This is a genomic window from Micromonospora sediminicola, assembly GCF_900089585.1.
In the GTDB taxonomy this organism is placed as follows: domain Bacteria; phylum Actinomycetota; class Actinomycetes; order Mycobacteriales; family Micromonosporaceae; genus Micromonospora; species Micromonospora sediminicola.
Map to the genome: position 1 here is coordinate 2037685 of NZ_FLRH01000004.1, position 13739 is coordinate 2051423.

A 13739-nucleotide genomic window follows, 5' to 3' on the forward strand; every position below is an offset into this window, starting at 1 on the left:
ACGGAACCGGCCTCAGCCCTGGAAAGCGATCCGGTTCCGCCGACCTCCACCAACAGCCCCGAAAGGACGTGGCTGCCATGAAGGCTACCCACAACCCGCCCACCGGAGTCCAGGTCACACCCGCTGACCTGCTCCGGATGGCTGCCCTCTACCTGCGCCGGCACGGCTGGCACCAGGGCACCTACTACGCACCCACCGACAGCCTCACCCCGCCGGCCTGCGCCGTCGGAGCCATCGGCATGGCCTGCGCCGGCTACCGCGCCGAACACTTCTACGGCCTCGACCCCGATACCCAAGTCACCTTCCGGCAGACCGTCGGTGTCCTCACCGTCTACCTCGACGACCACGCCCCGGTCTTCCACATCGACGAAGACGGCTACCTCCTCGACGAGCACACCTCCCCCTACTCCTGGAACGACGACCCCGGCCGCACCGCCGAGCAGGTCATCACCGCGCTTGAGAGCGCGGCTGACGAGTGGGACCGCCTGCACACCCAGGAAGGCGGGAACCGATGAACATCGTCAAGAAGCCCTTGACGCCGCGCATCCCGTCGCAGCGTCGTCGGGACGTCGTCGAGAACGACGCCTTCGCCGCGTTCGCCCGGCGCATCATCCGCGCCCACGGCCGCCGCGTCGCTGACGGCGACGTCGAAGCCCTGCGCGACCTCGTCGCCCTTTCCGGCGACATCGATAAGGCCATCACCGACGCCGTCGTCGGCCTGCGGGCCTTCGGCTACTCCTGGGCCGAGATCGGCCAGCGCCTTGGGATCTCCCGGCAGGCCGCCCAGCAGCGCTGGGGAGACCGGCCATGACCACCTTCACCTACGACCCGGCCAACCCCGCCGAGGACTTCCCCACCTACCCGTTCCGGCTCGCCCCCGACGGGCTGGCCACCCGTCGACAATTGCGCGCCGCCGGCCTCCGACCCGGAGGACACCACGCCGTCGCGCAAATCCTCTGGCGTCGCGGTAAGCGCGTCGCCTACCTCTACCGCCTCGACTGGGCCAAGCCCAAGCGGGTCGCCACCCCCGCCCAGCGGGAGGCCATCGCCAAGGCGCTTCGCGCCCGCCGCACCTGCCGCGTCTGCGGCCTCGTGCAGCCCTACTACATCCCCCGCCGTTACGGCTGCTGTCTCGACTGCCACGGAGGCCACTGATGCCCACCACCGCTGTCATCAACTTCGCCGCTCAGGAGCGGATGACTCCCGACGACTACGTCGTCACCGTCATCGCCGAGGACTTCGCCGCTCGCGGTGAGCTGTCCTTCGAACGGTTCCTGTCCGGCTACTACGCCGAAAGCCTGCGCCTCATCCACGACGCGCACCTGACCCAGTGCACCGCCGGCCCCGACCAGCACTGCCCGACCTGCAACGGCATCCGCGTCGGACTCGCCGGCCTCGCCGCCGAGCAACGCGCCGTCACCTCCGGGCAGGTGACCCATGGCCACTGACCGTCACACCGGCCCCCGCATCGAGGGCCTGGTCCTGGTCCTCATCCTCATCGCCGTCGCCGGCTTCGCCGGCGCCGCCTCCTTCACCCACGTCAAAGACTGGACCCTCGCCAACTCCCCGGCCGGGACCGGGGCATGGTTCGGCTGGGCCAACGCCGTCATCTCCGAACTCGTCCCCATCGCCTGCCTACTGACCATCCGCCGACGCCGACGCACCGGCGCATCCATCGGCTACCCACTGTTCCTGCTCATCGCCGCCGCCGGCCTCTCCCTGGCCGCCCAACTCGCGGTCGCCAAACCCGGCATCTCCGGCTGGCTCCTGTCCGCCGTCCCCGCCCTGGCGTTCATGGCCCTGGTCAAACTCGTCCTCGCCCCGGCACCTGCGTCCGAGCAACCCACCACACCGCCGGCTACGCCGGCCAAACCCATCCGCGTCCAGGTGGCCGAGCAGGTCACCACCGAACCGCCGGCTGCCATCACCCCGACCCCGGCCGTCGAGCCGGAACCCGTCACCGCGCCGGCACCGGAGCCGGTCGACGTTCCTACCCACCTGCTGCCCATGGCTCGCTTCGCCGCCGTGCAGCACGAACAGACCAACGGCCGCCCCATCACCCCGGCCGAGCTGGCCGACCGACTCGACGTCACCCCACCCGTCGCCGGGCAACTCCTGGCCACCATCGGCGGTGGTGCCCGATGAGCATCCACACCGTCGACGTCGCCCAGCTCGTGCACACCTGCCCGGCCGAGCCGGAGCCCCACCCCTACGACATCCGCCGCAGCGTCATCGACGTCATCGACGGCGGCCCCTGCCGCAACCCGGTCACCATCCGCTGCGGCGACACCATCACCCAGATCCGTTGCGGCCGGCACGAGCCGACCCACCGCCAGTGCAGCGCCTGCCGCATCACCGTCGTGGAACGGATCATCACCGACACCTTCGTCGGCTACCAAGGCCCCGAGCAGATGCGTCCCGTCAAGGACGCCGCCTGATGGCCTCGACGCTGGACCTCACCCCCCGCGCTACGGCCCGGGGGGTGGGCTCGAACGCCGACACCATCGTCTACGGCTACACCGCCGCCGGAGCAGCGTTCCAACGCGCCACCCGACCCGACTACTTCGGCTGGCTGGAACACGTCCGCGCCGCCGCCGGCTGCACCCGCCCCATCCGCCTGTCCGGCAGCCTCCACACCGTCGACCCCACCACCGGGCGGATCCTGGACTCCCGGCACACCGACGCCATGCCTGATGCGGCGATCTACACCGCCTGCGGCAACCGCCGCGCCACCGTCTGCCCGGCCTGCGCCCACACCTACCAGCGTGATGCCTTCCAACTCCTGCGCGCCGGCCTCGTCGGCGGCAAAGGCATCCCCGAAAGCGTCGCCCGGCATCCAGCGGTGTTCGCCACCTTCACCGCCCCCTCGTTCGGCACCGTCCACGCCCGGGTCGTGAAGCGGCACACCTGCCGCAACCGCCGCCGCTGCGACTGCCGCGCCGAGCCCTGCCACGCCCGCCGCGCCACCGACCCGACCGCTGGCCTCTGCCCCCACGGCCGGCCCTCGGTCTGCTGGGCACGCCACGAAACCGGCGACACCGTACTGGGCCGGCCGTTGTGCCTGGACTGCTACGACCACGACCACCAGGTCGTGTGGAACCTGTTCTCCGGCGAACTCTGGCACCGCACCAAGCAAGCCGCCCAGCGGTACCTCGCCAAACTCGCCCACAAACGAGGCGTCCCCCGCGTCGAGATCCGCACCGCCTCCGGCAAACTCCGCACCCTGCCCCCGGTCCGCCTCTCTCCCGGCAAGGTCGCCGAACTCCAAGCCCGCGGAGCAGTGCACTTCCACGCCATCGCCCGCCTCGACGGCGTCGAACCCGACGACCTCGACGCCATCGTCCCCCCACCCGCCGACTTCACCACCAACGACCTCGTCGACGCGCTGCGCCACGCCGCCCGCCAGATCGCCTTCCACACCCCCAGCCACCCCGACCAGCCCGACGGCTGGCCGATCACCTGGGGCGAACAAGTCGACCTGGAACCGATCACCACCGACGGCACCGGGGAGGTCACCGATGGAATGGTCGCGGGTTACCTTGCCAAGTACGCCACCAAAAGCACCGAGGCAACCGGACACACCTCCACCCGCCTAACCGCCGATTCGATCGGGGACTACGCCGACCCCGACGGCGACCACACCGCCCGCCTCATCGACGCCTGCTGGCGCATCGGCCGACCCACGGGCACACCAGTCCCGCTCTCGCAGCGGTCCCGGGACTCCCGGCCCCGGCCCGGCTTCGTCGAGCGTTGGGAGTGCCCCGACTGCGGCACCCACACCCGATACGCCGCCTGCCCCGTCTGCGTCGCCGCGCGTCAAGCCGCCCTTGACACCGAACCGATGAAACCGGCGACGTCTAACCCCTACGCCCGGCTGCGGCGATGGGCGCACATGCTCGGCTACGGCGGCCACTTCCTCACCAAAGCCCGCCGCTACTCCGTGACCTTCCGACTCCTGCGCGACACCCGCGTGCAGTTCCGGCGCCACGAGCACCAGGACCACGACCACCCCACCGCCGGCGGTCCGCCGGTCGACGACGGCGCAGAGGAAACCATGCTCATCGTCGGCACCCTCACCTTCGCCGGCGTCGGCTGGCACACCACCGGAGACGCCCTGCTCGCCAACACCGCAGCCGCCATGGCCCGCGAGCGACGAACCACCGGCCGCGAAGAACTCGCGCACGAACTCGCCACCACCCCGGCCGGCCCGGTGCCGGCCGCTGCCTGACCCCTCAAACGAAAGGATCCGGATGGAGAAGCTCTGCTACACGCCGACCGAGGCAGCCGCCTTGCTCGGCGTAGGCCGCACCAAGGTCTACGAACTCATTGCCAGCGGCCAGATCGTCTCGATACGAATCGGTCGGTCCCGCCGCATCCCCGCCAAGGCACTACGGGCGTTCGTCGAGGCCTGCCAGCAGGAGGCTGCATGACCGGCAAACGGCGTGGCCACGGTGAAGGTTCCATCTACCAACTGCCGGACGGACGCTTCCGAGCAGCCATCGACCTCGGATGGAGCAACGGCAAGCGTCGTCGCAAGTACGTCACGCGGCGCACTCGCGCCGACGTGGTCAAAGCGCTCAAGGAAATGACCGTTCTCGCTGAGACTGGTCGGCTCTCCACCCAGCGGGTGCCCACCCTTGCACAGTGGATGGACGCCTATCTATCGGAGGTCGCCTCGGCCAAGGTACGGCCATCCACCCTGCACAGGTACCGGGAGGAGGTTGAGCATCACATCGGGCCGATGCTGGGCCGACACCGTCTCGACAAGCTGACCCCGGCGCACCTGACCTCCTTCTATCGAGACCGGACCACGGTGCTGTCCGTCGGCAGCGTCCGGCGCATGCACGCCAACCTCCGCCGGGCGCTCAATGTGGCGGTGCGTTGGCAGCTGATCCACGTCAACCCGGCTGCTCTGGTGGAGCCGCCCTCGCTGCCCCACGTTGAGGTGCGGCCCTACTCACTCGCCGAAGCGCGACGCTTCCTCAAGGCCGTTGAAGGTCTCCGGCTGGAAGCGCGGTGGCTCATCGGGATCGCCCTCGGGCTCCGTCAAGGCGAAGTCCTTGGACTGCGGTGGGATGACGTCGACATGGCCTCCGGGACGCTGCGCGTGCGGGGGCAGTTGCAGCGCAACCCCGACACGGGTGGCCTGGTCTTCGTGGAGACGAAGACTGCCCGGTCTCGTCGAACTCTCCCGCTGCCGCCCACTGTGCTGGATGCACTCCGTCGCCACCAGGCACGCCAAACAGAGGAACGGTTCAACGGCGGCAGCTGGGCTGATCCGGCTCTGGTCTTCGCCACCGCTGTTGGCACGCCCATCCACCCGCGTAACGACTACCGGTCGTTCCGAGAGATCATCCGGCGGGCGGGCTTACGGCAGGTCCGTCTTCACGACCTGCGGCACACAGCGGCAAGCGTCCTACTCGCCCAGGGCGTACCCGCCCGCGTGGTCATGGAGATCCTCGGCCATTCGCAGATCAGCGTCACCCTCAACATCTACGCCCACGTGGCCCCGGAGATCGCCCGAGAAGCGGCCTCGCGGTTGGAGGGGGCGCTGTGGTCGGGTGAGTAGGTTGGCTGCTCGCTTGGCTGCTCAGCCTTCCGACGGAAGGCAAAAGGCCCAGGTCATGATCGGCAATCAAGCCGGTGACCTGGGCCTTTCCGTGGAGCCGCCTGACGGAATCGAACCGTCGACCTACGCATTACGAGTGCGTCGCTCTAGCCGACTGAGCTAAGGCGGCAACGATCGTCAAGTGTACGGCACGCCCCGCCGGAAGCCGAACGGGATACCCCCACACCAGAACCGGACATCGGGCACATCTGCCCGAGTACGGGAGAGACTTCCCGTCCGGACCGGACTACCCTGCGGCGGGTGAGCGAGGACCACGAACCACCCCGACCGTCCCCCGCGGCGCACCCGGGCGAGCGGGCCTCCCGCCGCCCGCTGAGCATGGACCCCCGGGAGCTGGGCTTCACCCCGCGCCCACCGGTCCCCTGGCTCGCGCCGCTGCTGCTGATCAGCACCGGCCTGCGGACGCTGCTCGCCATGCTGTTCGGCGCGTACCTGGACAAGCGTGAGCTGCAGAACGCCTTCGGCGACGACACGTTCCGGCAGGTCGGGCCGGACGGCGGGCTCTGGCTCGACTACGTGGCCGACCTGGGGGACGGCTTCGACGCCACCTACTCGATCGCGTACCTGCTGGCCCAGCCGGAGCTGACGGTGGACGGGCACCGGCTGCCCCGCGCGCAGACGCTGGTGATGGGCGGCGACCAGGTCTACCCGTCGGCGGGCTACGAGGCGTACGAGGACCGGTGCAAGGGTCCCTACCAGGCCGCGTTGCCGGTCGCCCCACCGGAGCGGCCGACGCTCTTCGCGGTGCCGGGCAACCACGACTGGTACGACGGACTCACCGCGTTCCTGCGGCTGTTCGTGCGCTCCCGGGACCGGCACTTCGCCGGCTGGGGCACCGGCCAGTCCCGCTCGTACTTCGCTGTCGAACTGCCGGCGGACTGGTGGCTGCTCGGCCTGGACGACCAGTCCGGGTCGTACCTGGACGATCCGCAGCTCACCTACTTCGACCAGGTCGCCCGCAAGCTCACCCCGCGGTCCAAGGTGATCCTGGCGGTGCCGGCGCCGACGTGGGTCAAGGCCGTCGACCACCCCAACGCGTACGACTCGATCGACTACTTCATCCGGACCATCGTCGCGCCCACCGGGGCGCAGGTACGGGTGCTGGTCTCCGGCGACCTGCACCACTACGCCCGCTACGCCGGCCCGGAGCGGCAGCTCATCACCTGCGGTGGCGGCGGCGCCTACCTCTACCCCACCCACCACCTGCCGGAGCGGTTGGAGGTGCCGCCGCGCGACACGCTCACCCGGCGCGCCAGCCGCACCCGCGAGTACGACCTGGCCGCCCGCTACCCGGACCGGGCCCGTTCCCGGCGGTACGGCTGGGGCATCTTCGGCCGGTTGCCGTTCCGGAACCCGGGCTTCACCACGCTGCTCGGCACGGTGCACACGCTGCTCATGCTGGCGATGGCCGGGGTGGCCGCGCAGCGGGCCGACTCCACCGCGCAGCGGCTGTTCAGCGTGCCGTTGGTGGCGATGCTGGTGGTGACGTTGCTGGGTGCGGCGTTCTTCGCCAAGCCACCCAGCGCGGGCGGGAAACGGCACGCCCGGCACTGGATCCTCGGCGTGACACACGGGGTGGCGCAGGTGGCGCTGGCGGCCGGTGGCACCTGGGTCTGGCTGCACCTGCCGTTCTACGACTGGCCGTGGCCGTGGCCGGCGGTCGCCGCAGTCGTCCTCTACGGTCCGGCGAGTGGGCTGGTCGCCAGCCAGGTCGTGGCGCTCTACCTGCTGGTGGCGGGCGCGTTCGGGGTCAACCTGAACGAGTTGTTCGCCGCCCAGGGCATTGAGGACTCGAAGGCGTTCCTCCGGTTCCGGATCGACCCGGACGGCACCTTGACCATCTACCCGATCGCCCTGGACCGGGTGGCCCACGCCTGGCAGCTCAACCCGGACGACTCCCCCACCGCCCCCTGGCTGACCCCGAAGACCCCCCTGACCCCTCGCCTGGCCGAACCCCCCGTCACCCTCCGCTGACCAAGCGCCTTGATCATGAGGTTGGCGGCACGGAAAGCGATCAACTTTGCCGCCAACTTCATGGTCAACACCTAGGAGGAGGGGGTGTTGTAGTGCTGGTCGTGGGCCTGGCGGGGGGCGCAGACGGAGGCGCGGCTGCACTGGCAGCGGGAGCCGTCGGCGTCCAGCCGGACCGTCACCGCGTCCCGCGGGACGCTGTGGCCGACCACCTTGCCCTCGCCCTCGGGGGTGGAGACGCGGCTGCCGACCGCCGGGGCGGACTCCTGGAACCGCTGGTAGAGCGGGTGCTCGTACTTCAGGCAGCACATCAGCCGCCCGCACGCGCCGGAGATCCGTAGCGGGTTGAGCGGCAGGTCCTGGTCCTTCGCCATCCGGATCGTCACCGGCTCGAAGTCGGTGAGGAAGGTGGCGCAGCACAGGTCGCGCCCGCAGGAGCCGATGCCGCCCTGCACCCGCGCGGAGTCGCGGGCGGAGAGCTGCCGCAGCTCGACCCGGCAGTGCAGCGTCGCGCCCAGGTCGCGCACCAGCGAGCGGAAGTCCACCCGGTGCGGCGCGGTGAAGTAGATCGTGGTGCGGTCGCTGCCGTTCTCCGGCGTGGCGAGCACGTGGTCGACGGCGACCACCTTCATCGGCAGGCCGTGCTCACGGATCAGCCGCTTGGCGGCCACCTTCGCCTCGGCCTTGCGCCGGCGCAGCAGCTCGTCGCGGCGCATGTCGTCGTCGCCGGCCAGCCCGGCCAGCTTGGGGAAACCCTCGGTGTCCTCGGTGACCCACTGCGCGGCCCAGACGCACTCGGCCACCTCGGGCCCCTCGTCGGTGGGCACCAGCACCCGGTCGCCCACCTGCGGACGCAGCTCGCCCGGGTCCAGGTAGTAGAGGCGCCCGTACCGGTTGAAGCTGACCGCGCAGAGCATGCCCATGCGCCCCACCCTACGCGGAGGTACGCCGACCGGTCGCCGTCCGGTCACCCGGCGCAGCGATCCATCCCGATCGACCCGACCGAAACGCCTCCCGCGCCTCGCCCGGACGGCTGAATCCTGGGCCGGGTGCGGGACAAACCCCGGCCGACCGCGTTGAGTGAAGGCATACCTGCGGGGGGTGCAGGGGAAGGCCACGGCGTCGCCGCCGGTGCCCGGCCACGGCCGGATCGGCGCGCGACGCCGTGGACCGTCAGTAGCCGATCCGGGTGGTGCCGCCGTAGCGCGGCGCGGTGGCGGACCGGTCCCGCCAGGTCGTCTCGGCCAGGCTCGGCCCCCACTGGCGCAGCAGCGTCTCGGCGCCGTCGTAGGCCACCCCGAGCACCGAGAGCACACGGGTGGCGATCTCCGCCGCCGCCGACGCCCCGACCCGGCCCGCCTCGCCGCCCGGCCGACCGGCCGCGTGCACGGTGACCGCCTCGGCCGAACCCAGCACCTCGGCGAGCACCCGGGCCAGGGCGGCCCGGCTGCTCTCCACCCAGCCGGCCAGCGCGTCGGCGTAGCCCGCGGTGGACTCCAGCCGCCCGACCAGGCTCTCCGGCCCCTCGTCGAGGTGCCGCAGCAGTGCGCCACGGGCCTCGTCGTAGGCCGCGGCGGCCGACCCGGACCAGGCGACCTGGTCGGTGAGCAGGGCGCAGGTGTCGTCGTAGCCCCGGACGAGCCGGCGCACGGCGTGGCCGGCGCCGGTCAGCGGCGCGGGGTGCAGGTCGAGGAACTCGCGCACGGCCGCACCGGGGAGGACCTGCATCCGGCGCAGCAACGGCCAGAGCCGGTGCCCCTCGGGCGCGCCGGCGGCGAGCAGCGCGTCGACCCGGGCGAGCAGGTCGAGGCCCGGCTCTGCCAGGCGGTCGAGCGCGTCCATCAGGCCTCCCGGGCCAGCCGGCGGGCCACCGCGTCGTCGGCCGCCGCGTAACGGTCGGCGGCACTGCGCAGGGCGGCCGCGGCGGCGGCCAGCCGGTTGGCGGCGGCCTGGGCCTCGCGCGCCCGGTCGGCGGTGGCGGCGGTCCACTGCCGGTGCAGCGCGCGCCCCACCTCACCGGGCCGGCCGGCGGCGTGGGCGCCGAACGCGGGGTGTGGCGGGTCGGTGGCGGTCACCGTGCGGGCCAGCGTGGCGAGGGTCGCGCCGGCCTCGTCGAGGCGGGCGGCGAGCGCGCGCAGCGTCTCCATGTCAGGCTCCCGCCAGCGGCCGGTAGGCCGCGAAGGTCTCGTTGTGCAGCTTCTCCCGGGCCCACTGCGCCGCGTCGGCGGCGGCGGTCACCGCGGCCTGCACCGAGCCGGCCACGTCGCGCGGGCTGCGCTGGTGCAGCGGGCCGAGGAAGCGCACGTCGGTGATCCGCCCCCCAGCGGTCACCACCACCTCGACGAGCCCGTCGGGTGAGCGGACGGTGACCTCGACCGTGGCCACCGCCTGGTCGAACTCGGCCTGCAGGGTCTCGATGCGGCGGTAGCGCCGCACCGCCTCCTCGACCCAGGCCTCGTCGATCTCCCCCCGCGGCATCGGCGGACTCCTCCCGGCCGGTCGGCGGCGCCGGCCCCCGGCGTCGCCCTTACTGAGCGTGCCGCCTTCGTCACCACGGCATCACCGGACCGTACCGCACGTCAATCGCGCCTGTCGATGCCCTGTGGACAGGCCCGGGGTGGGGTGGGGTCAGCCCCGCCAGAGGGACAGCATCATCGCCTCCACCGCGATCCGCGGCTTGACGTTCGCCTCGATCGCCGCCCGGCACTCGAGCACCGCCTCCAGGCGGCGCAGCGCGCCCTCGGCCTCCCACTTCTGCGCACCGGCCCCGGCCAGCGCCGCGGTGTCGGTGTGCACCGGGGCGACCGGCGCCCGCAGCGCCATGGTGAGCGCGTCCCGGTAGAACCCGGCGAGGTCGACGAGCGCCCGGTCCAGCGCGTCCCGCTGGGCCCGGGTGGCCCGCGACTTCTGCCGCTTCTCCAGGTCCTTGAGCTGGCCGGCGGCCCCCCGCATGGCGCCGGCGGCGCCCCGGCCGGTGCCGCCCGCGCCGAGCGCGGTCTGCAACGCCGCCCGCTCCGCCTCGTCGGCCTCCGCGACCGAGGCGGCGGCCTCCGCCTCGGCGGCCTCGATCAGCGCCGAGGCCGCGTCGAACGCGGCGCCCACGCCGGTGAGCCGGCGCGGCACCGCGAGCACGGCGTCCCGCCGCTGCCGCGCCTCCGGGTCGCGGGCCAACCGCCGGGCCCGGCCCACGTGCCCCTGCGCCGCCGCCGCGGCCCACTCGGCGACGTCCGGCGCGATGCCGTCCCGGCGGACCAGCACCTCGGCCACCGCGCCGGCGTGCGGCTGGCGCAGCGGCACGACCCGGCACCGGGAGCGGATGGTCACGGAGACGTCGTCCGGGTGGGTCGAGGGGGCGCAGAGCAGGAAGACGGTACGCGGTGGCGGCTCCTCGACCGCCTTGAGCAGCGCGTTGCCGGCGGCCTCGGTCAGCCGGTCGGCGTCCTCGATGATGACGACCTGCCACCGGCCGCCGGACGGCGTGCTCGCCGCCCGCAGCACCAGCGCGCGCATCTCGCCGACGCCGATGGAGAGCCCCTCGGGCACCACCAGCCGGACGTCGGCGTGCGTGCCGGCCAACGTGGTGTGGCAGCCCGGGCAGCGACCGCATCCGGTGCCGTGGACGCACTGGAGGGCGGCGGCGAAGGCGCGGGCGGCCACCGACCGGCCGGACCCGGGCGGCCCGGTGAAGATCCAGGCGTGGGTCATCCCGGCGCCCGGGTCGGCGGCGGGGGGAGCCACCGGGCCGTCCGCGCCGGGCTCGTCGAACTCCTCGGCGAGCGCGTCGAGGTCGTCGTGCCCCTCGGGGTCCCCGGCGCCGGCCGGTGCGCCCGCGTGGGCCGCGACGGGCGCGGCGGCACGCAGCAGCGCGGCGGCCGAGGCGGCGGCCCGCCGGAGCGTCGCCACCGCCTCGTCCTGCCCGACCAGGTCGCCGAAGACGTCCGTCATCGGCGGGTCTGCTCCATCGTCACCAGCTCCGCGTCGGATAACTCGGGCTGGACCGAGGTGTCCGGGCCCTGCGCCGGGCGCGGGTGCACGATCGCGGCCGGATCGACCAGGAACTCGTCCACCCGCCGGGCGACCGCGTCGGCGATCTCCTCGACCGGCCGGGAGGCGTCCAGCACCAGGTAGCGCTTCGGGTCGCCGGCGGCCAGGTCGAGGAAGGCGTAGCGGACGCGCTCGTGGAACGCCAGCGACTCGGCCTCCAGCCGGTCGGCGCCCTCGTTGCGGGACTCCACCCGGCCCAGACCGGTGCGCGGGTCGACGTCGAGCAGGACCACCAGGTCGGGCTTGAGGCCGCCGGTGGCCCAGGAGGAGAGCCAGGAGACCTCGTCGACCGGCAGCGTCCGGCCGGCGCCCTGGTAGGCGAGGGACGAGTCGACGTAGCGGTCGCTGACCACCACCGCGCCGCGGACCAGCGCCGGGCGGACCACGGTGGCCACGTGGTGGGCGCGGTCGGCGGCGTAGAGCAGCGCCTCGGCGCGCGGCGACGGCGCGTCGTCGTGGGTGGTGCCCAGCACCAGCGAACGGATCCGTTCGCCGACCCCGGTGGCGCCCGGCTCGCGGGTGACCACCACGTCCCGGCCCTGGCCGCGCAGCCGCTCGGCGAGCGCCGCGAGCTGGGTCGACTTGCCGGCACCCTCGCCACCCTCGAAGACCACGAACAGGCCGCTGGAGACGAACGGCTCGGCCGGCATCAGCGGGCGGCCCCGGATCGAGCCCCAGAGGTCGGCGAGGACCGGTACGCCCTTCTTGTCGTCCATCTGCCCGAACGCGCTGATCCCGGCGAAGATGCCGGCCGCGCCGGCGGCGAGCAGCAGCAGCCGGGTCGACGAGATGGAGATGCCCAGGTCGGCGATGGTGAGCTGGCGGGAGCCGCCGACGCCCACCAGGAGGCTGCTCAGCGCGATGGCCAGGATCAGCACCAGCCGGGTGCCGATCTGCACCACCGCGAAGACCCGGCCGCGCACCTCGTCGGCGACCTCGCCGCCGAGCAGCGTCGTGCCGGCCAGGAACGCCATGCCGGCGCCGGCGCCGACCAGGATCGCGCCGACGATCGCCATGGACAGGTGGATGGCGAACGCGAGCACCAGCACGGACGCGCTGGCCAGCACGATGCTCATGCCGAACCAGCGGCGGCGGGACATGTCCCGCACGATCATCGGGCCGAGCCCGATGCCGAGCGCCAGACCGACGAAGATCGCGCCGAAGAGCAGCGAGAACGCGGCGTCGCCGGCGCCGAGCGAGTTGGCGAAGAACTTGGCCGTGCCGACCACGATGCCGCCGCCGGCGAAGGCGCCGAAGATGCCGAGCACCAGGCCCCGCACCAGCGGCGTCTGGCCGATGAACTTCCAGCCCTCGGCGAACTGGCGGAACATGCTCTGCTCGGCGCGCTCCCCCTCGCCGCGCTGGGCCTCGCTGATCTCCTTGATCCCGAACGCCACCACGAGCGCGGTGGCCAGCCGGGAGAAGGCGTTGAACCAGAGCGCGAGCTGGGCCGGCTCGGCCCAGTCGGGCAGGTCACCACCGACCGCCCCGCGTACGCCCCGGTCGAGCACGGCCAGCGCGACGGCGGCGGCCACCGGGGTCAGCCCGTACGTGGTGATCAGCGTGAGCTGGTTGGCCGCCTCCAGCCGGGTACGCGGGATCAGGTTGGGGACCGCCGCCTCCTTGGCCGGGATCCACATCAGGGTGATCGACTCGATCAGGAAGGTGGCGATCAGCGCCCAGCCGACCACCAGGCCGCCGGCCGCGCCGGTGAGCGCGTAGAGCGGGATCGAGGCGAAGAGCACGAAGCGCAGCAGATCGCAGATGACCATCGTCCACCGCCGGTCGAACCGGTCGGCGAAGACGCCCGCCACCGGGCCGAGCACCAGCGCCGGCAGCAGCCGGATGGCGGTCACGCCGCCGAAGGCCGCGCCCTGGGCGGTGCTGCCGGACACCTGCGAGGCGGCGAAGAGCGCGGTGGCGAGCAGGCCGAGCCAGTCGCCGAAGGAGGCCGCGCTGAGCACGATCCACAGCCGGCGGAACGGCCGGATGCGCAGCACCGAGCGGATGGCGGCGATCCCGGAGCGGTCGGCCTGTGTGCCGGGCGACGACACGCCGGGCGACTCGCCGTTCTTCTGGCTTTCGATGGCCGTAC

The 13739-nt window shown here is 72.8% G+C and carries 16 protein-coding genes and 1 tRNA gene; 10 read left to right on the forward strand and 7 right to left on the reverse strand.

Annotation, left to right across the window (positions count from 1 at the left end; translation table 11 throughout):
* Positions 1 to 77: 77 nt before the first annotated feature.
* Genes GA0070622_RS31235 through GA0070622_RS31275 form a run of 9 tightly spaced genes read left to right on the forward strand, consistent with a single transcriptional unit; the run spans position 78 to position 5569 of the window.
* Positions 78 to 515, forward strand: a complete 438-nt coding sequence (locus GA0070622_RS31235) for a DUF6197 family protein (protein WP_091583487.1) — start codon at positions 78 to 80, stop codon at positions 513 to 515.
* A complete protein-coding gene (locus GA0070622_RS31240) occupies positions 512 to 811 on the forward strand; it encodes a hypothetical protein (protein WP_091583491.1) in 300 nt (99 codons plus the stop codon). The genes GA0070622_RS31235 and GA0070622_RS31240 overlap by 4 nt, the downstream gene beginning before the upstream one ends.
* A complete protein-coding gene (locus GA0070622_RS31245; RefSeq protein ID WP_091583494.1) occupies positions 808 to 1155 on the forward strand; it encodes an RRQRL motif-containing zinc-binding protein in 348 nt (115 codons plus the stop codon). Before GA0070622_RS31240 ends, GA0070622_RS31245 begins: the two co-directional genes overlap by 4 nt.
* Complete coding sequence (locus tag GA0070622_RS31250; RefSeq protein WP_091583498.1) at positions 1155 to 1448, forward strand: hypothetical protein; 294 nt, start codon at positions 1155 to 1157, stop codon at positions 1446 to 1448. The genes GA0070622_RS31245 and GA0070622_RS31250 overlap by 1 nt, the downstream gene beginning before the upstream one ends.
* Positions 1438 to 2145 (forward strand): hypothetical protein, encoded by a 708-nt coding sequence (locus tag GA0070622_RS31255; RefSeq protein WP_091583501.1) that lies wholly within the window; start codon positions 1438 to 1440, stop codon positions 2143 to 2145. Before GA0070622_RS31250 ends, GA0070622_RS31255 begins: the two co-directional genes overlap by 11 nt.
* Complete coding sequence (locus GA0070622_RS31260) at positions 2142 to 2438, forward strand: hypothetical protein (RefSeq protein WP_091583504.1); 297 nt, start codon at positions 2142 to 2144, stop codon at positions 2436 to 2438. The genes GA0070622_RS31255 and GA0070622_RS31260 overlap by 4 nt, the downstream gene beginning before the upstream one ends.
* Positions 2438 to 4228, forward strand: coding sequence for a replication initiator (locus GA0070622_RS31265; protein ID WP_091583507.1), 1791 nt, complete (start codon positions 2438 to 2440; stop codon positions 4226 to 4228). Before GA0070622_RS31260 ends, GA0070622_RS31265 begins: the two co-directional genes overlap by 1 nt.
* A gap of 22 nt (positions 4229 to 4250) precedes the next feature.
* On the forward strand, positions 4251 to 4430 hold the full coding sequence (locus GA0070622_RS31270) for a helix-turn-helix domain-containing protein (RefSeq protein WP_091583511.1): 180 nt from the start codon (positions 4251 to 4253) through the stop codon (positions 4428 to 4430).
* Positions 4427 to 5569 carry a tyrosine-type recombinase/integrase gene (locus GA0070622_RS31275; RefSeq protein WP_091583515.1) on the forward strand — a complete coding sequence of 381 codons (1143 nt, stop codon included), beginning with the start codon at positions 4427 to 4429 and terminating at the stop codon, positions 5567 to 5569. Before GA0070622_RS31270 ends, GA0070622_RS31275 begins: the two co-directional genes overlap by 4 nt.
* Positions 5570 to 5661: 92 nt before the next feature.
* On the opposite strand, the gene GA0070622_RS31280 is transcribed toward GA0070622_RS31275, so the two are convergent.
* Positions 5662 to 5738, reverse strand: a tRNA-Thr gene (locus GA0070622_RS31280).
* Between the two features lie 131 nt (positions 5739 to 5869).
* Here GA0070622_RS31280 and GA0070622_RS31285 point away from each other — a divergent pair.
* Positions 5870 to 7603, forward strand: coding sequence for a metallophosphoesterase family protein (locus tag GA0070622_RS31285; RefSeq protein WP_091583518.1), 1734 nt, complete (start codon positions 5870 to 5872; stop codon positions 7601 to 7603).
* 71 nt (positions 7604 to 7674) lie between these two features.
* Here GA0070622_RS31285 and GA0070622_RS31290 read toward each other — a convergent pair whose 3' ends face one another.
* The 6 genes from GA0070622_RS31290 to tmk form a co-directional block, all read right to left on the reverse strand.
* Positions 7675 to 8523 (reverse strand): PSP1 domain-containing protein, encoded by an 849-nt coding sequence (locus GA0070622_RS31290; protein ID WP_091583521.1) that lies wholly within the window; start codon positions 8521 to 8523, stop codon positions 7675 to 7677.
* Between the two features lie 250 nt (positions 8524 to 8773).
* The gene (locus GA0070622_RS31295; protein ID WP_091583524.1) at positions 8774 to 9442 is read right to left on the reverse strand and encodes a hypothetical protein; all 669 of its coding nucleotides are present in this window, start codon (positions 9440 to 9442) and stop codon (positions 8774 to 8776) included.
* Positions 9442 to 9747 (reverse strand): hypothetical protein, encoded by a 306-nt coding sequence (locus tag GA0070622_RS31300; protein ID WP_091583528.1) that lies wholly within the window; start codon positions 9745 to 9747, stop codon positions 9442 to 9444. The genes GA0070622_RS31295 and GA0070622_RS31300 overlap by 1 nt, the downstream gene beginning before the upstream one ends.
* Position 9748: 1 nt before the next feature.
* Positions 9749 to 10078, reverse strand: a complete 330-nt coding sequence (locus GA0070622_RS31305) for a YbaB/EbfC family nucleoid-associated protein (RefSeq protein ID WP_091583532.1) — start codon at positions 10076 to 10078, stop codon at positions 9749 to 9751.
* Between the two features lie 150 nt (positions 10079 to 10228).
* The gene (locus GA0070622_RS31310) at positions 10229 to 11545 is read right to left on the reverse strand and encodes a DNA polymerase III subunit delta' (RefSeq protein WP_091583537.1); all 1317 of its coding nucleotides are present in this window, start codon (positions 11543 to 11545) and stop codon (positions 10229 to 10231) included.
* Positions 11542 to 13608 (reverse strand): dTMP kinase, encoded by a 2067-nt coding sequence (gene tmk, locus GA0070622_RS31315; protein ID WP_245667013.1) that lies wholly within the window; start codon positions 13606 to 13608, stop codon positions 11542 to 11544. Before tmk ends, GA0070622_RS31310 begins: the two co-directional genes overlap by 4 nt.
* Between the last annotated feature and the right edge of the window lie 131 nt (positions 13609 to 13739).